29 protein-coding genes and 1 other annotated feature are annotated in these 26,502 nt (G+C 46.7%); of the genes, 14 read left to right on the forward strand and 15 right to left on the reverse strand.

The annotated features are described in order from the left end of the window. Positions 1-64: 64 nt before the first annotated feature. Complete coding sequence (lipA, locus tag GCU39_RS29835) at positions 65-958, forward strand: lipoyl synthase (protein WP_152396787.1); 894 nt, start codon at positions 65-67, stop codon at positions 956-958. A 48-nt stretch (positions 959-1,006) separates the two neighbouring features. Then, positions 1,007-1,561, forward strand: a complete 555-nt coding sequence (locus GCU39_RS29840) for a YutD-like domain-containing protein (RefSeq protein ID WP_152396788.1) — start codon at positions 1,007-1,009, stop codon at positions 1,559-1,561. A gap of 19 nt (positions 1,562-1,580) precedes the next feature. Here GCU39_RS29840 and GCU39_RS29845 read toward each other — a convergent pair whose 3' ends face one another. Further along, a complete protein-coding gene (locus GCU39_RS29845; RefSeq protein WP_152396789.1) occupies positions 1,581-2,210 on the reverse strand; it encodes a TetR/AcrR family transcriptional regulator in 630 nt (209 codons plus the stop codon). 109 nt (positions 2,211-2,319) lie between these two features. Between GCU39_RS29845 and GCU39_RS29850 the strand changes: the two genes are divergently transcribed. Then, positions 2,320-4,545, forward strand: coding sequence for an MMPL family transporter (locus tag GCU39_RS29850; protein ID WP_152396790.1), 2,226 nt, complete (start codon positions 2,320-2,322; stop codon positions 4,543-4,545). A 42-nt stretch (positions 4,546-4,587) separates the two neighbouring features. Here the strand turns inward: GCU39_RS29850 and GCU39_RS29855 are convergent, their stop codons facing one another. Both GCU39_RS29855 and ylbJ read right to left on the reverse strand, forming a co-directional pair. Then, entirely contained in the window at positions 4,588-5,403 is an 816-nt protein-coding gene (locus tag GCU39_RS29855) for an NAD kinase (protein WP_152396791.1), read from the reverse strand. An 88-nt stretch (positions 5,404-5,491) separates the two neighbouring features. Beyond that, on the reverse strand, positions 5,492-6,529 hold the full coding sequence (gene ylbJ, locus GCU39_RS29860; protein ID WP_152397495.1) for a sporulation integral membrane protein YlbJ: 1,038 nt from the start codon (positions 6,527-6,529) through the stop codon (positions 5,492-5,494). Between the two features lie 511 nt (positions 6,530-7,040). Between ylbJ and GCU39_RS29865 the strand changes: the two genes are divergently transcribed. Both GCU39_RS29865 and GCU39_RS29870 read left to right on the forward strand, forming a co-directional pair. Continuing rightward, the gene (locus tag GCU39_RS29865; RefSeq protein WP_152396792.1) at positions 7,041-7,418 is read left to right on the forward strand and encodes a globin domain-containing protein; all 378 of its coding nucleotides are present in this window, start codon (positions 7,041-7,043) and stop codon (positions 7,416-7,418) included. Positions 7,419-7,439: 21 nt separating this feature from the next. Continuing rightward, the gene (locus GCU39_RS29870; protein WP_152396793.1) at positions 7,440-8,150 is read left to right on the forward strand and encodes a DUF2225 domain-containing protein; all 711 of its coding nucleotides are present in this window, start codon (positions 7,440-7,442) and stop codon (positions 8,148-8,150) included. A 111-nt stretch (positions 8,151-8,261) separates the two neighbouring features. On the opposite strand, the gene GCU39_RS29875 is transcribed toward GCU39_RS29870, so the two are convergent. Continuing rightward, on the reverse strand, positions 8,262-8,501 hold the full coding sequence (locus GCU39_RS29875) for a hypothetical protein (protein ID WP_152396794.1): 240 nt from the start codon (positions 8,499-8,501) through the stop codon (positions 8,262-8,264). Beyond that, positions 8,498-8,668 carry a YycC family protein gene (locus tag GCU39_RS29880; RefSeq protein WP_152396795.1) on the reverse strand — a complete coding sequence of 57 codons (171 nt, stop codon included), beginning with the start codon at positions 8,666-8,668 and terminating at the stop codon, positions 8,498-8,500. The genes GCU39_RS29875 and GCU39_RS29880 overlap by 4 nt, the downstream gene beginning before the upstream one ends. Positions 8,669-8,774: 106 nt before the next feature. On the opposite strand from GCU39_RS29880, the gene GCU39_RS29885 reads away from it, so the two are divergent. Then, a complete protein-coding gene (locus GCU39_RS29885) occupies positions 8,775-10,556 on the forward strand; it encodes a M3 family oligoendopeptidase (protein WP_152396796.1) in 1,782 nt (593 codons plus the stop codon). A 4-nt stretch (positions 10,557-10,560) separates the two neighbouring features. Further along, a complete protein-coding gene (locus tag GCU39_RS29890; protein WP_152396797.1) occupies positions 10,561-10,974 on the forward strand; it encodes a GNAT family N-acetyltransferase in 414 nt (137 codons plus the stop codon). 894 nt (positions 10,975-11,868) lie between these two features. Here GCU39_RS29890 and GCU39_RS29895 read toward each other — a convergent pair. Together GCU39_RS29895 and GCU39_RS29900 are read right to left on the reverse strand one after the other, a co-directional pair. Beyond that, the gene (locus GCU39_RS29895) at positions 11,869-12,369 is read right to left on the reverse strand and encodes a GNAT family N-acetyltransferase (protein WP_152396798.1); all 501 of its coding nucleotides are present in this window, start codon (positions 12,367-12,369) and stop codon (positions 11,869-11,871) included. Between the two features lie 86 nt (positions 12,370-12,455). Next, positions 12,456-13,715: a methyl-accepting chemotaxis protein gene (locus tag GCU39_RS29900; protein ID WP_152396799.1), complete on the reverse strand. Its 1,260-nt coding sequence runs from the start codon at positions 13,713-13,715 to the stop codon at positions 12,456-12,458. 199 nt (positions 13,716-13,914) lie between these two features. Between GCU39_RS29900 and GCU39_RS29905 the strand changes: the two genes are divergently transcribed. Further along, positions 13,915-14,325, forward strand: a complete 411-nt coding sequence (locus GCU39_RS29905) for an O-methyltransferase (protein WP_227793376.1) — start codon at positions 13,915-13,917, stop codon at positions 14,323-14,325. 81 nt (positions 14,326-14,406) lie between these two features. Here the strand turns inward: GCU39_RS29905 and pfkB are convergent, their stop codons facing one another. Together pfkB and GCU39_RS29915 are read right to left on the reverse strand one after the other, a co-directional pair. Continuing rightward, complete coding sequence (pfkB, locus tag GCU39_RS29910; RefSeq protein ID WP_152396800.1) at positions 14,407-15,387, reverse strand: 1-phosphofructokinase; 981 nt, start codon at positions 15,385-15,387, stop codon at positions 14,407-14,409. Then, the gene (locus tag GCU39_RS29915; RefSeq protein ID WP_152396801.1) at positions 15,374-16,246 is read right to left on the reverse strand and encodes a class II fructose-bisphosphate aldolase; all 873 of its coding nucleotides are present in this window, start codon (positions 16,244-16,246) and stop codon (positions 15,374-15,376) included. Before GCU39_RS29915 ends, pfkB begins: the two co-directional genes overlap by 14 nt. 88 nt (positions 16,247-16,334) lie before the next feature. Here GCU39_RS29915 and GCU39_RS29920 point away from each other — a divergent pair, with 88 nt between their 5' ends. Both GCU39_RS29920 and GCU39_RS29925 read left to right on the forward strand, forming a co-directional pair. After that, positions 16,335-17,393 carry an SIS domain-containing protein gene (locus tag GCU39_RS29920; RefSeq protein WP_152396802.1) on the forward strand — a complete coding sequence of 353 codons (1,059 nt, stop codon included), beginning with the start codon at positions 16,335-16,337 and terminating at the stop codon, positions 17,391-17,393. Between the two features lie 19 nt (positions 17,394-17,412). Further along, positions 17,413-18,198: a DeoR/GlpR family DNA-binding transcription regulator gene (locus GCU39_RS29925; protein ID WP_152396803.1), complete on the forward strand. Its 786-nt coding sequence runs from the start codon at positions 17,413-17,415 to the stop codon at positions 18,196-18,198. A 78-nt stretch (positions 18,199-18,276) separates the two neighbouring features. Here the strand turns inward: GCU39_RS29925 and GCU39_RS29930 are convergent, their stop codons facing one another. Next, positions 18,277-19,245 carry an aldose 1-epimerase gene (locus GCU39_RS29930; protein ID WP_152396804.1) on the reverse strand — a complete coding sequence of 323 codons (969 nt, stop codon included), beginning with the start codon at positions 19,243-19,245 and terminating at the stop codon, positions 18,277-18,279. A 144-nt stretch (positions 19,246-19,389) separates the two neighbouring features. Next, positions 19,390-19,646 (forward strand) — a binding site (T-box leader). Between the two features lie 53 nt (positions 19,647-19,699). Between GCU39_RS29930 and trpS the strand changes: the two genes are divergently transcribed. Continuing rightward, the gene (gene trpS, locus GCU39_RS29935) at positions 19,700-20,683 is read left to right on the forward strand and encodes a tryptophan--tRNA ligase (RefSeq protein WP_152396805.1); all 984 of its coding nucleotides are present in this window, start codon (positions 19,700-19,702) and stop codon (positions 20,681-20,683) included. Between the two features lie 44 nt (positions 20,684-20,727). Here trpS and GCU39_RS31690 read toward each other — a convergent pair whose 3' ends face one another. Then, the gene (locus tag GCU39_RS31690; RefSeq protein ID WP_193726684.1) at positions 20,728-20,904 is read right to left on the reverse strand and encodes a DUF5325 family protein; all 177 of its coding nucleotides are present in this window, start codon (positions 20,902-20,904) and stop codon (positions 20,728-20,730) included. Positions 20,905-21,029: 125 nt separating this feature from the next. Between GCU39_RS31690 and GCU39_RS29940 the strand changes: the two genes are divergently transcribed. After that, positions 21,030-21,254 carry an alpha/beta-type small acid-soluble spore protein gene (locus tag GCU39_RS29940; protein ID WP_152396806.1) on the forward strand — a complete coding sequence of 75 codons (225 nt, stop codon included), beginning with the start codon at positions 21,030-21,032 and terminating at the stop codon, positions 21,252-21,254. Between the two features lie 121 nt (positions 21,255-21,375). On the opposite strand, the gene GCU39_RS29945 is transcribed toward GCU39_RS29940, so the two are convergent. Next, on the reverse strand, positions 21,376-22,371 hold the full coding sequence (locus tag GCU39_RS29945) for a metal-dependent hydrolase (RefSeq protein WP_152396807.1): 996 nt from the start codon (positions 22,369-22,371) through the stop codon (positions 21,376-21,378). Positions 22,372-22,600: 229 nt separating this feature from the next. Between GCU39_RS29945 and cyoE the strand changes: the two genes are divergently transcribed. Beyond that, complete coding sequence (gene cyoE, locus GCU39_RS29950; RefSeq protein WP_152396808.1) at positions 22,601-23,533, forward strand: heme o synthase; 933 nt, start codon at positions 22,601-22,603, stop codon at positions 23,531-23,533. Between the two features lie 353 nt (positions 23,534-23,886). On the opposite strand, the gene GCU39_RS29955 is transcribed toward cyoE, so the two are convergent. From GCU39_RS29955 to GCU39_RS29965, 3 genes are all read right to left on the reverse strand, one after another. Further along, a complete protein-coding gene (locus GCU39_RS29955; RefSeq protein ID WP_152396809.1) occupies positions 23,887-24,234 on the reverse strand; it encodes a toprim domain-containing protein in 348 nt (115 codons plus the stop codon). Between the two features lie 230 nt (positions 24,235-24,464). Next, positions 24,465-24,593 carry a sporulation protein YjcZ gene (locus GCU39_RS29960; RefSeq protein WP_152397497.1) on the reverse strand — a complete coding sequence of 43 codons (129 nt, stop codon included), beginning with the start codon at positions 24,591-24,593 and terminating at the stop codon, positions 24,465-24,467. Between the two features lie 140 nt (positions 24,594-24,733). Next, positions 24,734-25,882 carry an MFS transporter gene (locus GCU39_RS29965; protein ID WP_152396810.1) on the reverse strand — a complete coding sequence of 383 codons (1,149 nt, stop codon included), beginning with the start codon at positions 25,880-25,882 and terminating at the stop codon, positions 24,734-24,736. Positions 25,883-26,054: 172 nt separating this feature from the next. Between GCU39_RS29965 and GCU39_RS29970 the strand changes: the two genes are divergently transcribed. Further along, positions 26,055-26,492: a hypothetical protein gene (locus GCU39_RS29970; protein ID WP_152396811.1), complete on the forward strand. Its 438-nt coding sequence runs from the start codon at positions 26,055-26,057 to the stop codon at positions 26,490-26,492. The last annotated feature ends 10 nt before the right edge of the window (positions 26,493-26,502 follow it).

The following is a 26,502-nucleotide window of genomic DNA, read 5'->3' on the forward strand; positions in this document are numbered from 1 at the left end:
ATGTGGTATAATTACGAAGGTGTGGGCGAAAGCAAATGTGAGTTAAATGAAAGAAGGTAGCAGCATGACAACGGAACAACGAGAACGTAAACCAGAGTGGATCAAAATAAAATTGACAACCGGTGAGAACTACACCGAGATTAAAAATATGATGCGTTCCAAAACGTTGCATACAGTATGTGAGGAAGCGCGTTGTCCTAATATTTATGAGTGCTGGGCGAATCGTACAGCGACATTCATGATTCTGGGGGATATTTGCACACGGGCTTGCCGTTTCTGTGCGGTGAACACGGGTATGCCTACAGAACTTGATTTGAAAGAGCCGGAGCGGGTTGCAGAATCTGCGGAACAGATGGGACTCAAACACTGTGTCGTTACCTCTGTTGCACGTGATGACTTGCAGGATGGCGGTGCGATGATCTTCGCAGAGACTGTGAAGGCGATCCGCCGTAGATTGCCGTTCTGTAGTGTCGAGGTATTGATTCCAGACTTTATGGGGAACGAAGATGCGTTGCGTGTCGTCATGGATGCGAAGCCAGACATTCTGAATCATAATGTCGAGACGGTTGAACGTCTATCGGATCGTGTACGTGCCAAAGCCAAATATGACCGTACGTTAGAGCTGCTTCGCCGTGCGAAAGAAATGCAGCCACAGATCCCGACAAAATCTAGCATCATGCTCGGTGTCGGCGAGGAATGGGATGAAATTCTTAAGACGATGGATGACTTGCGTGCCGTGGATTGCAACATCTTAACGATTGGTCAATATTTGCAGCCGACGAAGAAGCATTTGAATGTTGAGAAATACTACCATCCAGATGAGTTCGCGAAGCTAAAAGAAGAAGGCATGAAGCGTGGATTTAGCCACGTGGAGTCCGGTCCTCTCGTTCGTAGTTCGTATCATGCGCATGAGCAAGTACAGTCTGCAACGAAGGCGACTGCAGCACAACAAGCATAAGCTTAACGATATTGTTAATCAGTTCATAGGGTCGAGGAGAGGGTAGGCTTGATTCATATCACCGGCAAGACGTATGAGGTAATTACGGATCACAAGAACGGATGGAATCCAGAAGCGTTCAAAGATCGATACAGTGATGTGCTCGACCGTTACGATTATATCATTGGCGACTGGGGATACAATCAACTTAGACTTAAAGGCTTCTTCCGAGATAATAATTCCAAGGCAACTAAGGATACGACGATCGCGAGTATGGTCGATTACATTAATGAATACTGCAACTTTGGCTGCGCTTATTTCGTGGTTGAGAAGATACGCGAGCAGAAGCCAGAGAAATCCGACAAGCCGGAGAAAACGGAGAAATCCGAAAAGGCGGACAAGCCGGATAAAGCTGAAAAGCCAGAGAAGCAGGAGAAAGGGCAACAGGATGGCAGCAGCCAGCCAGCACCTAAGCAGCAAGCGAAGAAATCGCAGCAGAATCAGCAGAAGGCTGAGAAGGCGGATATCAAGGCTGACAAAACGGATAAAGGCGAAAAAAACAATAAAGCTCAGCAGCAGCCACCAACAGAGCAGCCTTCAACCATCAGGGAGACTTCCGAATAGGAAGTCTCATTTTTGTATCCTATGTGTGACGCGATTGCTCAGCAATGCCAACCCAAAATAAATCAACGACCGCTCTGGCGAGTTCTTCTTGCGTAGTGATCTGTTCAAGCGCGTTTTCACTATTTCCTAACATTACGAGCGAAGAGAAGGCATGCGCTAAGAATATGGCATTGCCTTGACGGATCTGTCCTTGGTTCATCGCCATTTGAAAATACTCTGCCAGTGAGATGTGAATATCCATCTCGGCTTGACGGATGCGCCCATATTGTTCGTCCGTCAAATGAGGCCTCGCTTCACGGAGCATCGTCTCCATATCGACATGTGACTTCATCATTTTCGCCTTGGCGACACGCTCGAGCCTAAGGCGAAAATCGTCTTTTTCTTCGAGAATGCGAAGGGTGCTACGCCGAGCGATTTGCAGCATGAATACAACCGCAGCGGTGAATAATTCGGCTTTACTCGTAAAGTAATAATAGATGCTTGCTTTTGTCACTTCGCAGACTTTGGCGATCTGTTGAAGAGAGATCGGCTCGTAACCGTTTTCCATAAATAAATTGGCGGCTGTTCGCAGAATATGTTCTTGAAGCGGGATGCTTTGCTCGGTTTGCTTAGGTCTGCCTGGTGCCCGTTGCGGTTTTATGTTCTTCATGAAGCCTCCTAAAAGGGGAAAATAAACGAAATCTCTTGCAATAATTAACCTTCCGGTATATATAATATTATAACACGAAATACCAAATTAATCATGTGGAGGCGTAAAGATGGGCATAAGAGGATTTATAGGATGGGTATCCGGTTCAAAAGGAAGATGGATCACGTTAATCTTATGGGTTATCGTTGTTGCGTTGCTAAGCTTCCTATGGCCGGCTGTTAATTCGAAGGAGGCTAACAATGCGCCTAATTTAGCGGATTCGAAGCCGTCTGTTCAAGCTCAGATGATTGCAGAGCGCGAGTTCCCTAGCGGAGCGGATATTCCAGCTCTTCTGGTCTGGCAACGTTCAGACGGTCTAACTCAGAAAGATCTATTGCAATTGCAGCAATTAACCAAACGTTGGGAATCGTCTCCTGTTCTCCACCAGACTTCCGTCATTCCACTACATAAGTTTCCATTGCCAGCCCTTCAATCGCTTTTGTCGGAAGATAAAACCACCATTGTAGTCTCTGTACTATTCGATAAAGCGGCGGATGCTGACCAACTCAAGGAAGGCGTAACGCAACTGAAAGAGCAGGCAACTGCGGAGTTTGGAATCAATCCGTTTAACGAAGCTAAGGATTCTGCATTATTAGCGAGAGTTACGGGTCCTGTAGGGATATCCATTGATGCCACGGGATTATTCAGTAACGCGGACGTATCCCTCCTTATTGCTACGGTACTGTTAGTGTTAATTATTCTGCTTGTCATCTATAGATCCCCTATTTTAGCACTAATTCCGATTATTGCTGTTGGCTTCGCGTACGGGGTAGCAAGTCCCATCTTAGGATTTATGGCGGCACAAGGTTGGATTACCGTTGACGCGCAAGCCATATCGATTATGACCGTCCTGCTCTTCGGAGCCGGAACAGATTATTGTCTATTCCTGATCTCTCACTACAGGCATTTGCTGCAAGAAGAACAAGACAAACGCAAGGCCTTGATCTGTGCACTAAAAGGTTCTTCTGGGGCCATTGCGATGAGCGGGTTTACCGTCGTATTATCACTTCTGGTCTTGCTGGTAGCAGAGTATGGTGCTTATCAACGGTTTGCAGTCCCTTTCAGCTTATCGATTCTCATTATGGGCATTTCGAGCGTCACATTGGTGCCTGCTTTACTTGCCATTTTCGGTCGCGCGTCATTCTATCCATTCGTCCCTCGCACGCCGGAGATGCAAGCAGAACTGGTTCGGAAAAAAGGAAGAGCGGTTCGGACTACCCCAAGAGCTTCAAAGAATCGAATCGGTCATGCGGTCATCAAGCGCCCATGGACGATTATAGCAGTAACGGTTATGGTGTTAGGCGGGTTAGCCGCCTATGCTTCTCAGATTACATTCACGTATGATATCCTCTCATCGTTCCCCTCGAAGATGGAATCGAGAGAAGGATTCGCGATCATCGGTGATAAATTTACCGAAGGGGAGCTAGCTCCGGTACAGGTGCTAGCAGATACAGAAGGCAAGACGACCACGTTGTATAAGGATCTTACGTCTCTGCCTTATGTTGATACGGTATCTGAAGCCAAACAAGGCAGGGAAAATAGGAACATCACAGCTTATGAGGTCACGTTGAAGATGAACCCGTACTCCTTAGAGGCGATGGAGCATATCCCAGATCTGCACGCGGTGGCCGAGCAATCCTTGGCAGCCGCAGGAATTGCTCAGACCGAAGAGAAAGTATGGATCGGTGGGCAGACGGCAACGCAATACGACACGAAAGTGACAGGAGACAGGGATACGGCCGTCGTGTTGCCGATTGTGATCGGATTGATTTCGATCCTGCTGCTTGTATACTTGCGATCCGTTACTGCAATGCTGTATCTGATCGCAACGGTTGTTTTATCCTATTTCTCGGCGCTTGGTTTAGGGTGGATCATCTTGCACGTTGGTTTTGGTGTAGATGCCATTCAAGGCGCTATTCCTTTGTACGCTTTTGTTTTCCTTGTCGCTTTAGGTGAGGATTACAATATTTTCATGGTATCGCGGATTTGGCAGAAGCGTCATAAGATGTCGCTTAAGCAGGCGATTGCAGAAGGCGTAGGTGAGACGGGTTCGGTCATAACTTCGGCAGGTTTGATTCTAGCAGGTACATTCGCTGTCTTGGCTACGCTACCGATTCAAGTTCTTGTACAATTCGGCACCGTTACGGCCGTAGGCGTTCTTTTGGATACCTTCATCGTTCGTCCGTTTTTAGTTCCGGCGATTACGGCGGTATTCGGTAAAGCAGCTTTCTGGCCAGCAAAATTGTCGGATGTGGAGATACGCACGGAGGATTTTGAAGCTGTAAATCAATCGTAAACGAGCAAAAAAACCAGCTCCGCAGTTTCCGGAGCTGGTTTTTTAATGAAAATCCTGTCCGATAAAGGCTTGTTTGACGCGATGCCAAAAAGGAAATGGACGAAAGCGAGCAAAGCTAACCTTCTGGGGCGATACGGCACAGCGGATGGATTGTAATTGATCAACCGCGATCGTTAAATGATCAAGTGATAACATAAGGCGCTGCGTTTTGCTGGAGTAAATATCGCAGTGATGATGTTTTGGCAGGATCAGAGACGAACCTAACGTGCGATAAACCCGATTGTTAATGGAGGCAATCTCTGCGATTTGCAGCGCTTCAATGCTCGGATGGATGAGAGCGCCGCCAACACTCTTGTTATAAGCTGTACTTCCAGATGGGGTAGAGATACAGATGCCGTCCCCCCGGAACATCTCGAATGGTTGATCATTGATGTCGATTTGGGCGACGAGTGTTCCGTCTACTCCCTTTAGCGTAAATTCATTTAAAACCTGATATTTCTGAGCGCCGTGTTCACTGACAATCTCCAGTTCGATGACCGGATATTGGACGATGCGAGGGGTAATGGAATCAGGCAGCTTCGTACCTGCCATTAAGTTCACGAGCTGCTCCAGTTCATTGGCCTGCCAGTCTGCATAGAAGCCCAAATGCCCGGTATGTACCCCGACAAATGCAATCCGATCCAATTGATCGCTGTATTTATGGAAAGCATGCAGCATCGTGCCATCGCCGCCGATAGATACGACAACTTCAGGGGACTCCTCATCAAATTGCATACCGAGCTCAGCAGCCATGCGATGGAAGTTCTCTGTTAGTTGGTTGGATACTTCATCACTTCGATTTTGCACATTGTATCTCAATGGAATAAGAGCTCCTTTGTCTTGTGAAAATAATATGCTTGCTCATTAGATCATAATCAATCTGCAGAGAGAATACAATGTTTGTTTGTCAGGATTTGTAGAATAAGAAGACAAAGATCATGGCGAGCACCCCGTGCGTGAATCGTGCGACGAAAAAAGGCCAATAACGCAAGTTCGTTGCGTTCAGAATACTTGCAACTTGGGCATGTACAGATAGCCCTCCCCAGGAGAGGACAAAGGCAGCAACGGCTAGCTTGGTCACGAGCGGAATATCGATTCCTGCCGTTCCGGCAGATTTTGCACCTAGCGTTACTTCGAAGATCCCGTTCATAATCGACTTCGACATTTCAGGCGGCATACCGAATAACCCTAAGATCGACTGAATCAGATTGTACATCCCATTCATGACATGCGCGGAGGTAAGTAATTCGAGAATGACAGAGAAAAAAACAACAAGCCCACCGACGACCATCATGAGTTTGAGCGAGGATTGGAGGGATTCACTCAATAGCTTTCCGAGATCTCGACCATCACGAAGTCGTGCCTGATGCATTGCGCGAATGGCTAGTCGGATTCGGCTTTCTCGCGCAGATCCGGTTGAAGATAAAATGGGCTTCGTTGCAGATGAGCGCGCGCCATGAAATCGCATGAGGAAGCCGATGAGGATTCCCGCCCCGTAGTGCGCAAGTGCAAGAATGGGAGCGACGCGTGCGTCTTGGAAAAACCCCACAGATACAGCACCAATCAGGAAGATGGGGTCTGATGTGGTCGTAAAGGCGACAAGCCGTTCCCCTTCTTCCCGATTGACTAACTTTTGGTCCCAGAGCTGAGCGGTTAATTTGGCGCCTACTGGGTAGCCGGAGGCGAAGCTGATCGCAACGACGAACCCGCCTGTCCCAGGAATGCGGAATATCGGGCGCATCAAGGGATCGAGCAGGGTACCTACAAAATGGACAATCCCGAAACCAAGCAGCATCTCAGAGATGACAAAAAAGGGGAAGAGTGCAGGAAATAGAACATCCCACCAAATCGCAAGGCCGCGAACAGAGGAATCTAAGGTTGCGTGCGGGAAAATGATCATACATACGGCAATTGCGCATGCTATCAAAGCTAAAATGGGGGTCATCGTTAATCGTAATCGCAAATGGGTAAGCCTCCTGCACATCAGAATGTTAGGGTCCTCCTAGCAAATATATGAAAAAAGCTGGACAATCATGACCTCTGGATCGGACAAGGGTGAAAAAATAGTTAAGAAAACGTTTACAAAACACGTTTAATTTTGCGTATCCTATGCTACAATAGAACTATATACGAAAAAAGAGGGGTCAACGGCAGAAATACATTTTTTAGAAAGTGGTGGATGAAGATGAGTCTTGTGGCGGGCATTCTCGTATGTGCTTTTGTTTATGTTATTAGAGCGTCTTTAACACCCGGCGAAGAAGAGTGGGATAGCTAGCTAGACCTTTAGAACCATGAGTTAGGCTGTTATCTGACTGCCCGAGGCTATGAGGAAATCCGTATCTCTGAGATACGGATTTCTTTGCGTCGTCTACCCGAGTAACATTTAGCAGATATGCAGCGCGGTTATTTTTGTTATAATAATGAGGCAACGAAGATAAAGAAAGGATGGGTGGAACGTGAGATCGTATAATACAATTTACGAAACTTTGGGTGGTGAGGATACTGTTCGTCGCTTGGTGGCAGCTTTCTATCCACGAGTACAGCGAAATGCTCTGCTCGGACCGCTGTTTCCAGAAGATATTATGCCTGTGCAAGAGAAGCAGTATATGTTCTTGAGCCAGTTTTTTGGTGGACCTTCTTTATACTCTGATCAGTACGGACACCCGATGATGCGGGCAAGACATATGCATTTTCCGGTGACGAAGGAGCATGCGGATGCTTGGCTCCAATGTATGAATGAAGCACTCCAGGAGATTGAGATCGAGGATAGCTTGCGGAATTTTGTAATCGAGAGATTATCGGGTCCAGCTTATCATTTTGTAAATACACCTTAGATTGATTTGGAGGCAAGACACATGGCGCTCGAACCGCTTTATCAAATTAAAGTGAAATGTATTTTCTGTGAAATGGAATTTCGTACTTCACGTGTACGCCAAAGTCTGAAGAAACCGTACAAGACCGATACCGACTTCTGCTCGCATTATAAGGAAGCGAATCCGGACTATTATGTCGTACGGGTCTGTCCGAATTGCGGCTATGCTTCGACGGAGAACTCTACAGAAAAATTATCCGATAAGCAGCGTACGGCATTTGCCAAGCAAATTCAGCCGCGTTGGGTCCAGCGTGATTATGGCGGAGAACGTACGTGGGAGAAAGCGCTGGAGACTTACCAGCTTGCGCTTTTATGTGCACAGGCCATCGAAGATTCTGAACGTCTCATCGCCAGCCTGCTGCAGCATATTGCTTGGCTCTTCCGGTATCAAGGAAACAGAGATCAAGAGCAGCGATTCTTGAATTTCTCGCTAGAAGCGTACATACGTGTCTATGAACTGGATGGCGTTGGGGCGAATAACGCGAGGCTGTTGTACCTCATCGGTGAATTGTATCGTCGTGTAGGCAATAATCATGAGGCAGTGAAATGGTTCTCTCGTGTAATCAACGACAAGAATATTATGGACTCTGCAATGATCCATGCGTCGCGTGAACAATGGAAGCTTCTACGTGAAGAGATGCAGGCGCAAGGCGAGCACTTGGAACTCACGGAAGAAATGAAAGAAGCGAAGTAACCAGCTGCTGGCATACATAATGGACGCAACAAAAAGCCGCATTTGCACCAAGATAATGGGATATCCGGGTTTGGATTGCGGCTTTGTTGTGTCTATATCTTGAATTCGTGTCTAACGGCGACCTCGTAACGGTTCCGATGCGAGCAGGTAGTCATGATCCGTATCGACCAAGGTTACGCGATGCGAGCAGCAGGGGAAGACGAGGAGCTTCTTCTTCCCGTCATGAATGTCTTGGAGTTCACTCGGTTTCAGAGGTAAGAGGACATTTTCCTTGCTGCAGAACGGGCATGCGTGGATATAAATGTCGTTCATGATCTGTTCATAAGGCCATGTATTTTCGAACGGTATCATTGCTTATCCTCTTTAGCCGGGGTTTCGTCAGCGGCGTCAGCTTTAGCAAGCTCAGCGATTTTCTGCATCAGAATATGTTGGGGCATATGCATTAAATGCTCAAGCGGAACACCCAGCTTCTTAGACAATGCGATAGCGGTTTCCGGCGATATTTGTAAAGGTTTCATATGGTTCCTCCTTCATGGGACAATCATTCGGATTGACTTCATGCAATGAAATGCAATTCCAGTATACCATTCATCAGAAATGGACAAAAGGACAGGTGAAAAATTCATGCAACAACCATTACAACAAACGTGGGATTTAGAATCCATCTTTGCAGGGGGTTCTTCTTCGGATGCGTTTTCCCAATTTCTAATTCAGATTGAAAGTGATATTAAATCACTGCAAGAACAGCTTACTTCTGGTGCTGGCTCTATGGATGTGAATATATTCAAAACTTCACTTCAATCCCTTCAAGATATTACACTGCGTGTTCGTGAGGCCGGATCCTTCACTTCATGTCTAACAGCAGAGAACCAGAAGGATAAAAAAGCGACGATGCTCGTAGGGCGCGTAACAACAATCAATGCGCAGCTACTGTCCGTCATGACGGTATTCGATGAGCAGATTCGTTCCTTGGATGATGCGGTATGGGGCGAGTGGCTGAAACAGCCGGAAATCGCTGAAGTTGCATTCAATTTGAACGAGCGCCGTGAGTGGGCCAAAGAAAAGCTCTCTCCTGAACTCGAAGCGCTCGCAGGAGATCTTGCGGTTTCCGGTTATCATGCCTGGGGAGAATTGTATAACACGATCGTCGGCAGCGTACAGATTCCTTGGCAGGAAGGCGAGAAGACATTGCAGTTGTCCGCAGGTCAGGCCTACAATAAATTGTCCGATGGCAGCAGCGAAGTTCGTGCCGAGATGTTCAAGAAATGGGAAGAGGCTTGGGGTGAGAAAGCAGACTTCTGCGGCGATGCATTAAACCACTTGGCAGGGTTCCGTCTGAAATTATATGAGAAACGCGGATGGGATTCGATTCTTAAGGAACCGCTTGCCATTAACCGCATGTCTGAAGAGACATTGAATGTCATGTGGGATGTCATCATTAAGAATAAGCCGGTTTTCGTCGAATATCTGAATCGCAAAGCAAAGCTTCTCGGTACGGAACGCCTTAGCTGGGTAGATGTCGAGGCGCCAGTTGGAGCATCGAGCCAATTGATCTCTTATGATGAGGGTGCGAAGATCATTGAAGAGCAGTTCCGTAAATTCAGTCCTAAATTGGCGGATTTCACCGTCCAAGCATTCGAGAAGCGTTGGATTGAAGCCGAAGACCGCGCAGGCAAACGCCCTGGCGGATTCTGTACTTCGCTGCCAGTAAGCAAAGAGACACGGATCTTCATGACGTATGCAGGAACACCATCGAATGTATCGACTTTAGCACATGAGCTAGGACATGCGTATCATCAATATGTGACGGATGGCTTGCCGGCGATGGCGCAAGAATACGCAATGAATGTAGCGGAGACGGCTTCAACGTTCGCAGAATTGATCGTATCTGATTCAGTTGTGAAGATGGCGAAGAATAGCGATGAGAAGCTGGCATTGCTCGAGAATAAAATCCAGAACTCCATCGCATTCTTCATGAATATTCATGCACGATTCCTGTTCGAGACACGTTTCTATGCGAAGCGTAAAGAGGGACTCGTCGGGGTAGAGGAATTGAATGAGCTGATGGTGACGGCTCAGAAGGAAGCTTATTGTGATGCGTTGTCCGAATACCATCCACATTTCTGGGCGTCGAAGCTTCATTTCTACATTACGGATGTGCCGTTCTATAACTTCCCGTACACGTTCGGATATTTGTTCAGCGCGGGAATCTATGCTCAAGCATTGCAAGAAGGCGCAGCATTCGAGCAGCGTTATATCGACTTGCTTCGTGACACAGCACGTATGACCGTTGAAGAATTGGCTCAGAAGCATCTCGGGGTTGATCTGACGAAGCCGGATTTTTGGCAAAAAGCAGTTGATCTCGCAATCGCCGATGTTCGTGAATTCATGGCCATGACGGAGTAATGAGATGGACCATTCGATTGAAGTGATTCATCAAGCACCAGAGGTTGAAGAATATATAGCACTTAGGGCCGCGACTGGGTTAAGTCCGAAGAGCACCGAAGGTGCAAAGATCGGGTTGCAACATTCGTTCTTTGCCGTCACCTTGAGAAATGCGGATAGACAGCTCGTTGGGATGGGAAGGATCATTGGCGATGGCGGTTGTTTCTATCAAATCGTCGATATTGCCGTGGACCTTGCATACCAAGGGAAAGGGTTCGGCAAGACCATTATGACTGAGCTTATGATGTATCTGGATCATCATGCACCAGAAGGCTCCTATGTAAGCCTGATCGCGGATGTTCCAGCCGATCAGCTGTATCAGAAGTATGGTTTTGCCCCGACAGCACCGCGCTCAGTGGGCATGTATAAGAAGTATTAATGGTTAACGCAAAAGGAGGCAGCGAACGCTGCCTCCTTTTCTTATTCTAGTGAGCTATTGGGCATCAGAAAAAGAAGGGAGGGAGCTCGTGGAGAAGCCTGCGTTCGTCGGACAAGAAGCGACCGGAAGGAGTCACTCACTTTCCATACCTCCCACCACATAGGAGAAGAAATTAAAAAGTCTGTGAGCTAAAAGGAGGGGGTGGGGTCACACGGAAGAGTTTACGTCCGATCTTTGGAAGCCCATTGCATCCAACCTGTCTAATCAAAGCAATGGGCGGACAAGAATCGGCTGAAGAGAGACCCCAGCTTCTCCCACCTATGCTCACAACTCTTACTTCCCACCCTCCCTTGGGAGAAGAATTTATTCCTAGTGAGCAAATTGGAGTGGGTGGGGTCACACGGAAGAGTTCTGATCTTTGGAAGCCCATTGCATCCAACCTGTCTAATCAAAGCAATGGGCGGACAAGAATCGGCTGAAGAGAGACCCCAGCTCCTCCCACCTATGCTCACAACTCTTACTTCCCACCCTCCCTTGGGAGAAGAATTTAATCCTAGTGAGCTATTGGGCATAAAAAGAAGGGAGGGAGCTCGTGGAGGAGCCTGCGTTCGCTCTTTGGTAGCCATTTCCCACCAACTATCTCATCAAAGGAAATGGCGGACAAGAAGCAACCGGAAGGAGTCACTCACTTTCCATACCTCCCCCCACATAGGAGAAGAAATTAAAAAGTCTGTGAGCTAAAAGGAGGGGGTGGGGTCACACGGAAGAGTTTACGTCCGATCTTTGGAAGCCCATTGCATCCAACCTGTCTAATCAAAGCAATGGGCGGACAAGAATCGGCTGAAGAGAGACCCCAGTTCCTCCCACCTATGCTCACCTTCACACACCAGCGATTTAAATTCGTCTCCCCACAATCACCAGATCACGCTCAATCCCATCCAGATTCGCTACTCGCGGCAAAGTCCCCCAAGCTTCAAAGCCGAATTTGCGAAGCAATGCCAGGCTCGGCTCATTATGTCCGAATACGAAACCTAGCAACGTGTGGATCTGAAGGCCGGGACATGCCTCTATGGCTCTTTCAATGAGGAGACTGCCGATGCCCTGTCCACGATATGCCTCATCAATATAGATGCTGATCTCTGCGGTGGCATTGTAAGCAGGACGGCCGTAAAAGGATTGGAAGCTTAACCAAGCTGCAATACGATCATCCTGTTTCAAGACCCATAATGGCCTGAAATCAGGTGAATGCTCATCGAACCACTTCATACGACTTTGCACCGTAACAGGCTCTAGATCCGCTGTTACCATACGTCCCGCAATGGTGGAATTATAAATTTCAACAATGCGATCCATATCGGCTGGGGTGGCGTTAACAATCTCAAAAGGTGTTTTCATCTAAGATGCCTCATTTCTGCAAAGGATTGGATAAATTATTGAAAAAACAGGACTGAAGTTCAGCCCTGTTCATTCGTATGTATTAATTATAGTTTAAAGACAGATATCGTACGTTGCAATTGTACAACGACCTGCTGCATTTTCTCGGTTTGTTCGACCATCGCAAGGACAGAATGGATCTGCTCATTCATGGATGCCGATACTTGCTCCGTTCCCGCGGCAGATTGCTGGGTAATGGCAGAAATATTCTCGATCGTGCTTGAGATGCGCTGTGCGCCTTCGAGCATAACGTCACTTTCTTTGGAGAAGTTGTAAATCTCTTCTGTTATGAAACGGACGCTGCTTACGATTTCGGAGAATACGCGCTCCGTCTCACGAATTAGCTCCGTTTGAATTTTAACGATATCCTCGTTCGTCTGAATGTTCGTAATCGCTTTCTTAATTCCTTGTTCAATACCGCGAACGAGCAGGAAGACCTCTTTGGTCGATGCGGACGATTCTTCCGCCAATTTACGAACTTCTTGGGCGACGACTGCAAAACCTTTGCCATGCTCGCCAGCACGCGCTGCTTCTATGGAAGCGTTCAAGGACAGCAAGTTCGTCTGTTCAGCAATCTCAGAGATCGTCTTCGTAATCTTCGTAATGCCGTCAGCTTGCTTCGCTAACTCTTCAATCGTCATCGCAACATTTGCTGTCGCTTCAATATTCTTCTCCATACCTTGACTTTGGCGTTCAACTGCGCTGCGACCTTTCTCGACGAGATCAATCGTCTGTTCCGAGCGATTATTCATTGCTTTGGTGGAGTGAGCATAGGATTCAACACGCGTCTCGATTTCTTTGATCGATTCCGACACAGAGGAGACGTCCTCTGAAATTTCCGAAGCGCCGGTTGCCAGCTCATTCGCGGACGAAGCAACCTGTTCCATGACCAGCTTCATGTTGTTGTTCTTATAGTAGATATCTCGACTCGCGTCTGCGACGAGCCGGGAAATATTCGATGTATCATTTAAGATTTCCTTTAACTTATCGATCATGCTGTTGAATGAATGGCCTAATTGTCCTAGTGCATCATTGGATGTTACGGTGATTTTGGTGGAGAAGTCCCCTTTGGAAATGTTCAATGCCACACGGGAGATGTTCACAATCGGTTCTGTTAATAACTGTTCCAGCCAATTGATAAGCGGATAGCTGGCTGCAACCAACACAACAATAACGATCAATCCGGGAATAAATGAACCGCCCGCTGTTAGAAGTAGGATAATTGTCGCAAGTGAGAAAATTCCTACAAGCGTATAACAGCCAATTAGCAATTTAAGCTTAAAAGATAATGAATGGAACCAGTTCATGTGAACGCTCCTTTATCGGAAGATTAATCCATATTATATCAGCCAATTCTGAAATGGTCTATAAGAACGACTTGCACAATTTAAATTATATTCCAATATTTTGTATTAAAATGTTGTAAAAAGGAAAATCCTTCCGTATAATGAGAAATAAGTCCTACATAATGTGACTTAAACCGACATTAGAAATGGAGGGAATTAATTGAATTTAGAACAAATTTCTCTTGCTAGACAGACAGACATGGTGTTTAAAGAACTAGGTGAGGAGTTAGGTACCTTAACTTCGGGAACATTATTCCTTCAGATTCGTAACAATACAATTGGGAAATTCGGCATACGTCATAATCCGATTGACTGTATCGAAAGTACTGGGAATACACCTGCTAAGGGCCTAAATGCATCGCAGCAGAGAGCTTTCCGCAATATGGCGATCGAAGCGTTGAACTTCAAGAAGGGCTGGACCCACGGAGAAATTTGTTTCGACTTTACCATTCGACAACAGATGCTTATTGCAAGCGCACAATTTGAATCCCACTACAACATGGCAAATGTCATGATTCGAATGAACCAACGAAATGCGAATGCGTATGTAGGAACGAATTTGGACTCATAATTTTTATCCTATCCATCTTTCTCATGCGTGCCCAAATGAAAACACCTCCAGAATCAAACTTTCATTCTGGAGGTGTTTATTTTATTCTTCAACAGGGATCACTTGGACATGTACATCTGCGAATAACCGCTCGACATCCGTCGGCTGTACAGAACCTGCCCCGATCATGAGTGCATTGGCGCTGCCGCATGCCGAACCCAAACGGAGAGTATCTTCAATATTATAACCCCGTTCGAAAGCAATGATCATCCCACTGACCATCGAATCACCGCTACCGACTGGATTCACAATTTCAAGCGGAGGGAAGGTAACACGGTATAGCTTACCTTGATAACCCGCAATTGCACCGTCTTTACCGAGCGATACAACGACACAAGCGATGCCTTCAGCCATCAGATTGCGAATGCATGCATGCAGTTCTTCTGGCGACTGGACGGTTTTGCCGACAAGTTTCTCGATCTCATGTTCATTCGGCTTAATGAGGAAAGGCTTGGCCTCAAGTCCTGCGACGAGCGCGTCGCCGCTTGCATCGAGCACGATCCGAAGATCGGGATTACTAAGCTTCACATCACGAATGAGCCTTGCATAAGTATCCGTAGGGCAACCCATTGGCAAGCTCCCGGAGAAAGCCATGCAAGTAGAAGTCTTGGCGAGTTCTTGTAATTTCAACGACAAGGCATCCATTGCCTCAGGCGTGATCCGTGGACCTGGCTCCAGCAGCTCGGTCTGTTCATTCGGTTTAGCAGGATCTAGGATGGTGATACACACCCGAGATTCACCCGGAACCTGAACGAAATCATGTGCAATGCCTTCTCGGTTCAATCCTTCGGTGATGAATCGCCCTTGAGAGCCTGCGACAAAGCCGGATACGATGACAGGTTGCTGTAAGATCGAAGCTACCCTCGCCACATTAATACCTTTCCCGCCAGCCGTCGCAACCATATCGTTCACGCGATAAGCATGATTCAGATCAAATTGCGGCACCGTGTAGGTCTTATCGATTGCAGCATTCAATGTCACGGTTACGATGCGGGAATCGACCTTCGGATTAGAGGTAGACATCTTTCGCCCGTCCCACACATCCTGTGAGCTGCATTTTCTCGAGAGCCAGCTTTTTCACAGCCTCTTTTGCCGGTACCATATATTTACGAGGATCATTTTCATTTGGATTTTGTTCGAAAATGTGTTTGATTGCATCAGAGAATGCAATACGCAGCTCGGTAGCGACATTCATTTTCCCCATACCAAGTGCGACACAGCGCTTCACTTGTTCAGCCGGAATACCTGAACCGCCATGCAGGACAAGAGGAACTTGGACAAGGTTATAAATTTGCTCTAACTTATGGAATGCAATATTAGGTTCGCCCTTATAAATCCCGTGTGCTGTACCAATCGCTGGCGCAAAGGTAGGTACGCCCGTCCGCTCAATAAATTCCACACATTCGTTAGGATCCGCTAGGCGCGCATCTTCTTCGCTCACGATAATGTCATCTTCAACGCCGCCTACTTTACCTAGCTCAGCTTCAACATTCACACCAGCTGCACGAGCAACACGAACGACTTCCGCTGTACGACGAACATTTTCTTCGAATGGATGCATGGATGCATCGATCATCACGGAAGTGTAACCCGCGCGAATACATTGGACAAGCAATTCATAGTCCGTACAATGGTCCAAATGCAGTGCAATCGGGATGGAAGCTTGCTTGGCAGCAACTTGCGCCGCAGCGACGATATATTCCGGCCCTAAATGTTTAACTGTTCCTACCGTTGTCTGAAGAATGAGCGGAGCTTGTGCTTCCTCAGCTGCATCGACGACGGCTTGCAGCATCTCCAATGTGTGGACATTGAAGGCTGTAACACCGTAACCATTCGCCCGTGCGACTTCCAGCATTCTTGTTGATGAGATCAAATGACCCATTTCCTAAACCCTCCCAATAAAATGATTGAAACAATCAAAAATATGATTTATAATTTCATTAACTCGATTATAAAGGAGGACTTTAACAGTGTCAATTGGTGCAGGTGAACTTACGTATACGGAAATTAGTGCTCAAGCCGAAGCTTTAAATGCAGCATGGGAACAATTGCAACAGCAAAAAGATTGGGTGGCCCAATATATAGGAAATGAAAAATATGAGGAAGTTATTTTTATCGGATCTGGATCGTCTTACTATCAAGCGCTTACAATGGCGGCAACGTATCGCAAATGGACCGGCCGCAGCGCAGCGGCTTATCCATCTTCGGACATTTTCTTATTCCGCGAGCAGACGCTTAATGTGAATAAGAAGCTTCTCATTGTAGGGGTATCTCGTTCTGGTGAATCGCATGAGGTGATTATCGCATTAGATTCATTCAAGGATGTGGCGAATTGGGATCATTGCGGTATCACATGTCATGAGACAAGTAAAATGGCAAAAATGACGGACTGCCTTCTATCGCCACTCGGCAAAGAGAAGAGCACTGTGATGACGAAATCGCTTAGCAGCATGACATTCATGATGCAAGCTGCGATTGCGCTTGCGGCAGGTAAACCGGAATTGACGGCAGAGCTTGAGCAAGTGTTGGCTCTAGATGCTGCGCTGGTGCAAGAAGCTGATAAAGTAATGAAAAATTGGGTTCAGACGAACGAATTCTCTCGTACGGTGTTCCTCGGTATGGGCGCATTTGGCGGATTAGCACTGGAAGCTTGCTTGAAATTGAAAGAGATGACTTGCACTTGGACAGAGGCTTACGGCACGCTTGAATTCCGTCACGGTCCTAAATCCATTATTGAACCAGGCTCCCAAGTTGTATTGATGTTGTCGGAGTCTGCTCGTGAATTCGAGCTTAAAGTCGCTCGCGAAATGAAAGGCTACGGCGCAACCGTTGTGATTATTACTGCTGCTGCAGGAAATGACACAGCTTTTGCGGATCTTGTCCTGGAAACGGGTGGACAATCCCTTAGCGATGAAGCAAGAAGTGTGCTATACTTACCATGGATTCAGTATAATGGTTACTATACAGCGATGAAATTAGGTCTTAATCCGGATGATCCGAGAAATCTTACGCAATTTGTAGAAATATAAATAGTAGGTGTGATAATTGATGGCAGGCTTGAACCCTTCCAAAGGCGAGCAACGAAGACAACAAATGTTGCAATTGTTGAAGCAACAAGGTCGTATCACGATTCAGGAAATAATTGATCAGTTCGATTGCTCGGAGGCAACGGCGCGTCGAGATCTCGATCTGCTTGATCGCAAAGGTGAAATTATTCGTACCATCGGTGGTGCACTATTTGATGGAATATCGCCGATCCGTGAGATGCCCTTTGCCGAGAAGAAGCAGCATCTGTGGCTTGAGAAGGAAGCGATTGCCCGTAAAGCGGTTGAGCTTATTGAAGAAGGAGACAGCATTTGTCTGACTGGCGGAACGACGACATTCCTCATCGCAAGGGAATTGAAGCAGCGTCATGGCGTAACCGTCGTCACGAATGCTGTCAACATCGCGATGGAGCTTGCGGATAGCGAAGGGATTCAGGTCGTTGTCGTCGGAGGTGTGATGCGGAACAAGAGCTTTGAGCTGTGCGGTCCGCTTGCCGAGAAGACGATTGCGCATTTGAATATCGAGAAATTATTCATCGGCGTAGACGGCATCTCTGCTGAGCAGGGAATTACGACGTATTCGGAGTTAGAGGCTCAGACAGGGCGCATGCTCATGAGCCGCGCGAAGCATACGATTGCGGTATTCGACCGGACCAAAGTGAACAAAGCTTCCCTATTCTCCATTGCACCTCTGGATCAATTGCACGCTTGCGTGACAGATGCTCCCCTCGAACCAGCGATGGATGCCGTGTTCGATTCGTTAGGTATTCAACGGATTTACGGGATGTAAGTCGGAGTAAAAAAAAGCAATGCCTTGGTTTTGCGCTTGATGAGCGTGAACGGAGGGCATTGCTTTTTTTGATGAACATTACGGATGTTCGATATCTAAGGTAATCGTAAGTTCAATTTGCTCCTGTGGCTGCATGTCGATTAGGCCTGTCACGTCACTGCCGAATTTGGAGTTAGGGGCATCGGTTAACCACGTGTAAGGTTCAAGACATATAAATTGATCGGCTTCGCCTTTGGTATACAATACCCAATGCTTGAAGTAAGGCTGGTTCGCGCTATATTTGATCTGAAGTCCGTCATTGCGGGTCAGTCTAGCGGTGAAGGGTTGATCTGGCACACCGCGGAATACCGTATCGAGGTTCACGCCCGATAAATTCAATCCATGAGGCAATTCGCTGAATTCCCCGAGGGATACGACTTCACCTGTCGTGATCAATTCCTCATCCAAGGCATAGATGGCATCAACAGGGACTTGGACATTCCATTGATCCGGAGCTCCATCGATCATGAACCATGTGTGAACGCCATATCCGAACGGCGCAGCTTGCTCGCCAAGATTCTGCACAAGCAAGGTTTGCTTCAACTCAGTGCCCCGAAGCTCAAGAACAACTTCCAACTTCAAAGGCGTCGGGTATTGACGGATCCAATTCGGATCATCTTTGGTGTAGAAGGTTGTCGTAATGGAACAGTAGTCATCCTGCTCCTGCAGGTCTGTGACCTTCCATGATTGGGTACGGTGCAGACCGTGAATATGATTGTTGTTCGCTGTATTTTGATCGAATTGGTATTGTACGCCAGCGTAATCGAATTTGCCGCGGCGAATTCGGCCTGGCGGGATTAGGATCGGAATACCAAAGTGATAGGGCTTCTGCATGTAGAATTCATAATCCGATTCTTCGGGTTTACGAAGCACGTCGCGCTCTAATACTTTGTCCCAAATTCGAATAACATTATTACCAAGCCCAGGCAGCAGCGTAACGGCAAGCTGATCACTATGCAAAATATATGTATCATGTCCGCTCCACTGGCCTTTTGTCACTTGATACATGGTTGCTCAACTCCTTTAATGATAAGATCCGACATCTCACTACTTCATCATACCAGATGTTCTGTACAAAGTCATAAGTTCAACGCCTGCCCTATCTAGATTGACATTTAAAGATCAGATTGTTATGATTAGCGCAAATATCCGATTAAAGTCATGATAGGGATAAGTAAGTTGATGGTAGGATACTACAGAAAGCCGGTGTTCGCTGCGAACCGGTGTATCTCATGAACCGAATGGACCCTGGAGCGCTGTGCGCAGAACGATTGCGGGCTTACATTGATGTAGGCGTGATCCAGTATGCCGGCCGTTTATTTCCACGTTACGGAATAACTAAGATTTGCTGCCGAGGAATCACTCGCGGCGAATAAATTAGGGTGGCACCACGGTCTCTCGTCCCTTACGGCGGGAGGCCTTTTTTGTATGGTTTGATGAGGAATGAAGGAGGATGTTGGGAATGAAAAAAGTATTATCAGGCATTCAGCCGAGCGGTCAGCTAACCCTCGGGAATTACATTGGCGCAATGCAGAATTTCGTGAAATTGCAAAATGACCATGAATGTTACTTCATGGTGGTGGATTTGCACGCGATTACCGTACCGCAAGATCCAGCCGCGCTGCGCGAACAGTCCGAGGCAGTCGCAACCTTGTACGTGGCTGCAGGAATTGATCCAGCGAAAGCGAATATCTTCATGCAATCTCATGTACGAGGACATGCAGAGCTAGGATGGTTGTTAACGACATTAAGCTATATGGGCGAACTAGAGCGTATGACGCAGTTCAAAGATAAATCTGCCGGTAAAGAATCGATTGGTACAGGATTGTTCGTCTATCCGGCACTTATGGCTGCAGATATTCTGATCTATAACGCAGACTTGGTACCCGTAGGAGATGACCAGAAGCAGCATTTGGAATTGACGCGCGACCTCGCAGGGCGATTCAACAGCCGTTATGGAGACTACTTCACAGTACCAGAGCCGTATATTCCGAAGATTGGTGCACGTGTCATGTCGCTTGACGATGCATCGAAAAAAATGAGTAAGAGCAATCCGAACCCTGGCAGCTTCATTGCGCTTCTAGACCCACCGGATGTCGTTCGGAAGAAAATTAGCCGCGCAACGACAGATTCCGGACGTGAAGTGAAATTCGATCCTGCGAACAAACCGGAAGTCAGCAACTTGTTAGGCATTTACTCCCATTGTGCGGGGCTCTCTATTGAAGAGATTGAAGCAAAATATGAGGGACAAGGCTACGGGGCGTTCAAAAAGGATTTGGCAGAGGTTGTTGTGTCGGTGCTTGAACCATTACAGCAGCGTTACCATGAGATTCGCGCGTCGGGCGAGATTCGTGACATTCTGCGTCAAGGTGCGGAGCGGGCTGCAGCGGTTGCTGATCAGACCGTTCGTGATGTGAAGGAACGGATGGGCTTCTTGCTTCCATAATCCTGGCAACTTCAAATTCTATCGTCATGCAAAAGCGGAGTGAATCACTCCGCTTTTCTGCGATCAAGCCTTGCTTTCATAGCGAAGCTGAATCCCATGAATCCAATGAGGCATACGGTGAATAACAGAACCAACCATATACTGATGGCAATGGAGATTGCGATAGCTAGCATGAACAAGATATTAATGACGGCAAATAAGAGCGATAACGGCTTTGTCATTTGGAAATACCCTCCATCAAATTTGGCTGAATATCTAAGAATAACATTCTAGAAGAAGGTCATAATAAGTTTGCAAGCTTGCAAGCAAACATATTTTAGAAGCAGGGTGAAAGGAGTTTTTACGAATGGCAAATGGACGTAACTCTTTAGTTGTACCTCAATCTTCAGCAGCTCTTGAGCAATTGAAAATGGAAGCTGCACAAGAATTAGGTGTCTCAATCCCTTCCAGTGGATACTATGGCGATGTAACTTCTCGTGAAGCAGGTTCCCTTGGTGGATATATCACGAAGCGCCTTGTGCAAATCGCTGAGCAGTCTCTTGCAGGCTCCTCATCGAACCGCATTCGCTAAGCATCCATAAGAGAGAGGCTCAGAGCAATTGCTCTGGGTCTTTCTTTTTGGAAAGGTCCATTCGAACATAATATTGACGCATTCGAACGAATGCGTCAATAGAGGGTGTGCTTTGTCTACACTAAGATATCAAGAGGCTCCATTTTTTCTCGATCTGACTATCGCTAATCCAGCCGACATAAGAATCAATCGTATTGAACTCACGATCCATCATCACAATCGCTACGAAAGGGTACTGTTTGCGGTGCCTATAGCGGACATCGGACCAGCGTACGATATAGCCTGCCCGGATCTCTCGAACCTCAGCACAAGCATAATTTGTGAGATACAGAAATGATTGAACGGTTGGATCTGCTTTGGAACCTTCGACTGCCGCATGATTCGAGCACTTGGCGGTCTCCATAAATCGAATTCCTGTACGGTCGTAGTGTCCGAGGACGAAGCTCCCATCCCGTCTCGTCTTGACGATATGCCAATGGGCTAATGACACGGTTGGGATGGCAATATACGTATCGCCTTGTTCATGATCTGGATCCATTCCTGCTAATCGGCGTTCAAGATTCCAGTGTACGATGGTTCGCCACACATAATATAGTGCGATGAATGTGTAGAGGATCGGGAAGATGACCTCAGGCTTTGCAATCCCAAGCGCCCATAACAGAATCGCGAGGACATGGGTTCCGAAGATTGTCGGATCAAAGATATGGATGATGTTCCACGAGATCCATCTGGCAGAGAAGGGCCTTGCTCCTTGCGTACCGTAGGTGTTAAATAGATCGGAGAAAACATGGTAACAAGTCGATAATAGCACCCAGAACCCGAGATGGAAGATTGCACTGCTTCCCCATGGGAATCCCCATAAGAAGGAGAATAGTCCCGTAATCAGTACCGTCCATAAAAGGAGGAAGGGGAGGGAATGCGTTATGCCGCGATGGTGACGTATATACAAGGTGTTGCTCTTGAGCCGAAGAAATCCATCGAAATCAGGCGCTTGCCCTGCAATGATTGCGCCAAAAAATACGGCAGTTGCTAGAGCAGGATCCGCTGCGACAGCTGGATCGATATAGGATAGGCCTGCAATGCCAAGGCCCATGACAAGATGTGTGCCTGTGTCCAAATTTTTCTCTCCTTCATGATGATGTCCTGTTCAACACTTCCATATTTAAACTTATTATGAACGTAAATACATATTAATATGAGCATAATTGCACAATACTTCCTAAATCCTATCAATGTATTGTCAAATTGATGAACTGTGACAGCGAACATTGTCAAACAACGAATGCATTTGATATGATAAATCTCACAGTAGTGTAATTGTCATTATTAGAGGAGGATCTTCAAACGTGGATAAACAGTTGAGTTACCAAGCTCCTTCTTCCGACTCGGCACCCCTTTCTCAAGTTTCGATACAAGCAGGCTCCTGGAAAGATTTCATTAATGTGATTAAGCCCGGGATATTACGTTCGAATTTGATTGCTGCATTCGGCGGTTTCTGGCTTGCATCCAAGTGGGATATTAATTTTGTCAGTCTTGTCTGGATGCTGCTTGGTACAACGCTTGTTATGGCTTCTTCTTGTGCTTTTAACAATTATTACGATCGTGAAATGGATATGAAAATGACGCGTACGCGTGATCGCGCGCTTCCAACAGGCCGATTAACACCGACCGTTGTATTATGGTATTCCATTATCCTTGGAGTTCTCGGTCTTGCCGTACTCTTCGTATTCACGAACGTATTAGCAGGTGTGCTTGGTCTTGTCGGAATGCTTGTTTATGGTGGGATCTATACGTTATGGCTCAAACGTACTTCGACATGGAGTACATCTGTGGGCGCAATTTCGGGTGCGATGCCGCCTGTGATTGGGTATGTTGCAGTAACGAACGCAATTGACATGGGTGCGATTCTGTTATTCGCGCTGTTGTTCTTATGGCAGCCGCCGCATTTTTGGGCACTTGGCATTCGCAGAGTAGAAGAATATCGGGCAGCGGGCTTTCCATTACTGCCGGTAGTCAAAGGCATTCGACGCACGAAATTTCAGATGATTCCTTATGTCGCGTTGCTTGTGCTTGTATCCGTCTTGTTCTATGTATATGGATATGTTGGCTGGATCTTTTTGTGCGTCGCAACATTACTTTCCGCGGCATGGTTATTCATGACATTCAGCGGATTTAAGGCAAAGGTCGACGAAATATGGGCGAAGAAACATTTCTTCATGTCGATCAACTATCTCATGGTCGTATTCTTCATTATGATCATCGATACGGCGCATAAGTAAGGTTAGATTATAACTAAAAATAAGTGTTTTAAATCGTCTGGTTTTAGAACCGAGAAGGTTGGGCGAAACTAGAAAATGAGTAACGGAATTTTCGGTTGAAGTCCAAGATTCGATGTCGAATCGGCTTCTTGAGGATCTTCGTTATCAAAGCTGATGATTTAAAATTTCCTAAAATAAGAATTTAAAATATTCCGCGATAAGAACCGAGAAGGTTGGATGAAACTAGGGAATGAGGAAACGGAGCGTAGGCGAGACTACGTGAGTAACGGAATTCCTGGTTGAATTCAAGATTCGATGTCGAACTACTTCCTGAGTTCCTTCGTTATGATCGTGGGATATTTTAAAAACATTAACTAGAGCGGGGTTGGGTCGGGGTATTGTATATACTCCTCCAACCCCGCCTTTTCTAATTGCTGAATAATATATTCATCAGGTGTACCTTCAACCCCTGCATATCCCCGCCGAGTATAAATTTGTTCCGCATCAGGGAACGCGTCACGCAGGATGGCACGTATTTTTTTTCCAGATGCATCATTATCCATGAACAAATAGACCGCCTCATCGCGGACTTTGCGCTTCAGCTCCTCTAGTCGATCTGTGCTTAAGGTCCCATAGGTGCAGAGTATCGTAATGTCAGGCGACAATAACCGCTTCAGACGGCTGCGATCGTTCTTTCCTTCGACGATGATAATCGGATCCATGTATATCCCTCGATTCAAATAGTTATCTATGATGGACTGTATATATTCCCCGGGAAATGTCGATATTTAACAATCTACTCACGAGTTTTGTACCTTTAGTGTACAGCGTTAGACAAGCATTATGCAAAAGTATCCACAAAGTTACAGGAACACAAAAAAAAGGCCCGCACATAGCGAGCCCAAGGGTAGAGGAAAGAATCGCAAGTTCGCAAAATCGAGGAGTCACAAGACTATAAGCGTGTAGCGCGAAGAATAATAACGAGCAAGATGAACAGTACCAAGATCACACCGGTTGTCGTTCCGAATCCGCCACCGCATCCGACGCCGCCTACTACAGGACCAGGACCACAAGGAACGATTGGGGACACTACGCCGCAATTATCGAAACCCATTCAAAGTCACCTCTCTTTCAAGCTCTTGTTAGAGACAATGTTATAGTATGAATGGAGAGGGCTAACGTACTGTGCGAATACCTATGCCTAAAAAATTGGGTGAGTCCCTATTCATGCAGGGTTGGCGTTAATTGCGTGCGTGTTCGATGGTGTGCAGGCAGAATCACAAGGGCGGTCATCAGGATAAAGAAGGCAATGAAGTAAGGAGAGACGAAGGTGCGTAAATGCCCAGCTAACAACGGGCCAAAGAAATACCCAATCGACGATGCAATCGACATGGTGGAGAACATTTGTCCATACCGGGTACCGCCGCTTAGTTCAATGAGATAAGAGGACATCGCTGGGAAGATAATTCCTTTCGACATCCCGACAATGAAGAGCAGCACAATTAGAGGAAATGGCGTCGGGATCGCAATGACGAAAAACGAAATGGCAAGGGAAAGACTGCCGATCCACGTTCTGACATAAGGTGAAAACCGATTCAAGAATAATAAACTGAGCGTAAGCAGCGCGCCGAGACTGATAACGGAGAAGAATACGCCTGCCTTCATAATGGATTCGAGCGCTTCTTTCATGAGTGGTAGCTCGAAGAACAAGATCCCTTGAGAACAAGAGATGGCTAGAGGCAAGAAGAAGAATCGCCACGGCATTTGAAGCGCAGGTGCAAGGACAGGTGAATTACTGGCATCTTGGTCAGCGGTCACTGTCGCAGGCCGATCATGAATCGCGAAGACAGCAATGGCTGCAACGCCGATTAAGACCCACCCTAGAACACTAAAGGCTTGCGAGAAGCCGATCTTTGCTACGAGGAGCGCACCCGCGGCTGGAGAGACGACGGAAGCTAGAGTATGGACCAGACCATTGCCAGCCATGAGTTTTCCTTGCGTGATATGATCTTGGGCAAGCCTTGCGAGTAGTGACATACAGGCCGGAGAGAGGAAGGCGAGCACGAACCCGCTAATGGAACGGAGCACGAGCAGCTGCCAAGGATTCGTCACATGAGCCTGGAACAGCAGAATGAGGCCCGCGCCAAATAAACTGCCGAGAATGAAGATACGGCTGCCGTATCGGTCGACACCAATTCCGGCAAGAAAGTTGCCAGGCAGATGCGTGAATGAGTAGATGCCCATCATCAGTCCGATAAAAGAAGGGGCAGCGCCGAGAGAGATTGCAAAAGGCGTTAATATAGGATACTGCGCATGCAGATCAAAAAAAGCGACAAATAAGAACAAGTACAACCATATAGCAATCTTCAAGCCACTCACTCCTTAAAGGTAATTCAAAAAGTCAATGATTTGTTTATCTCCTCTGCTATCTACTTGTACGCCTGGCGGGACGAACTTATGCCCTTATTTTAATTTTGGAGTAAGATTTACGAATAAAATGGCTATCATGTATAATGTGAAGATGTGGAAAGGAGGGAATATCATGAGTCAAGAAGTAATCATGAAGTTTCTCGAAGAAAATTGGATGCTGCTGGCTGTTGCCGTTGTTGTCCTATTCGTTGTCGTCAGCTTCCTGAAAACTGTATTGAAATGGGTGCTTGTGATTGGAATCATCCTGGGCGTAGCCATCTATAGTGGATATACGATTGATGATCTCAGTAAGGTGGTTACGACGGTCAAAGATGACGCCTTGCAGACACTCAAAGATCAAGCGATGAACGCCATGCTGAAAGAAGCGGAAAACGCTGAATTTAAACAGAATGATGACGGTACTTATAGCATAAAGACAGATAACCTCGAAATTACGGGGAAAGCGAAAGAAGATAAAGTTAAGGTGTCATTCCGTGGTGTGTCACTCGGCGAAATGAGTCTAAATGACGCGACGGTCAAAGCCTTTATGGAACAGGCAACCAAAAAATAATCCAAAGGTT

The organism is Paenibacillus guangzhouensis (genome assembly GCF_009363075.1).
In the GTDB taxonomy this organism is placed as follows: domain Bacteria; phylum Bacillota; class Bacilli; order Paenibacillales; family Paenibacillaceae; genus Paenibacillus_K; species Paenibacillus_K guangzhouensis.

Excerpts from the sequence above, each read along its gene's own strand:
- lipA (WP_152396787.1), top strand. The coding sequence starts at position 65 with ATGACAACGGAACAACGAGAACGTAAACCAGAGTGGATCAAAATAAAA.
- GCU39_RS29845 (WP_152396789.1), bottom strand. The coding sequence starts at position 2,210 with ATGAAGAACATAAAACCGCAACGGGCACCAGGCAGACCTAAGCAAACC.
- GCU39_RS29850 (WP_152396790.1), top strand. The coding sequence starts at position 2,320 with ATGGGCATAAGAGGATTTATAGGATGGGTATCCGGTTCAAAAGGAAGA.
- ylbJ (WP_152397495.1), bottom strand. The coding sequence starts at position 6,529 with ATGACCCCCATTTTAGCTTTGATAGCATGCGCAATTGCCGTATGTATG.
- GCU39_RS29870 (WP_152396793.1), top strand. The coding sequence starts at position 7,440 with ATGGCGCTCGAACCGCTTTATCAAATTAAAGTGAAATGTATTTTCTGT.
- GCU39_RS29875 (WP_152396794.1), bottom strand. The coding sequence starts at position 8,501 with ATGATACCGTTCGAAAATACATGGCCTTATGAACAGATCATGAACGAC.
- GCU39_RS29880 (WP_152396795.1), bottom strand. The coding sequence starts at position 8,668 with ATGAAACCTTTACAAATATCGCCGGAAACCGCTATCGCATTGTCTAAG.
- GCU39_RS29885 (WP_152396796.1), top strand. The coding sequence starts at position 8,775 with ATGCAACAACCATTACAACAAACGTGGGATTTAGAATCCATCTTTGCA.
- GCU39_RS29890 (WP_152396797.1), top strand. The coding sequence starts at position 10,561 with ATGGACCATTCGATTGAAGTGATTCATCAAGCACCAGAGGTTGAAGAA.
- GCU39_RS29895 (WP_152396798.1), bottom strand. The coding sequence starts at position 12,369 with ATGAAAACACCTTTTGAGATTGTTAACGCCACCCCAGCCGATATGGAT.
- GCU39_RS29900 (WP_152396799.1), bottom strand. The coding sequence starts at position 13,715 with ATGAACTGGTTCCATTCATTATCTTTTAAGCTTAAATTGCTAATTGGC.
- pfkB (WP_152396800.1), bottom strand. The coding sequence starts at position 15,387 with ATGTCTACCTCTAATCCGAAGGTCGATTCCCGCATCGTAACCGTGACA.
- GCU39_RS29915 (WP_152396801.1), bottom strand. The coding sequence starts at position 16,246 with ATGGGTCATTTGATCTCATCAACAAGAATGCTGGAAGTCGCACGGGCG.
- GCU39_RS29925 (WP_152396803.1), top strand. The coding sequence starts at position 17,413 with ATGGCAGGCTTGAACCCTTCCAAAGGCGAGCAACGAAGACAACAAATG.
- GCU39_RS29930 (WP_152396804.1), bottom strand. The coding sequence starts at position 19,245 with ATGTATCAAGTGACAAAAGGCCAGTGGAGCGGACATGATACATATATT.
- trpS (WP_152396805.1), top strand. The coding sequence starts at position 19,700 with ATGAAAAAAGTATTATCAGGCATTCAGCCGAGCGGTCAGCTAACCCTC.
- GCU39_RS31690 (WP_193726684.1), bottom strand. The coding sequence starts at position 20,904 with ATGACAAAGCCGTTATCGCTCTTATTTGCCGTCATTAATATCTTGTTC.
- GCU39_RS29940 (WP_152396806.1), top strand. The coding sequence starts at position 21,030 with ATGGCAAATGGACGTAACTCTTTAGTTGTACCTCAATCTTCAGCAGCT.
- GCU39_RS29955 (WP_152396809.1), bottom strand. The coding sequence starts at position 24,234 with ATGGATCCGATTATCATCGTCGAAGGAAAGAACGATCGCAGCCGTCTG.
- GCU39_RS29970 (WP_152396811.1), top strand. The coding sequence starts at position 26,055 with ATGAGTCAAGAAGTAATCATGAAGTTTCTCGAAGAAAATTGGATGCTG.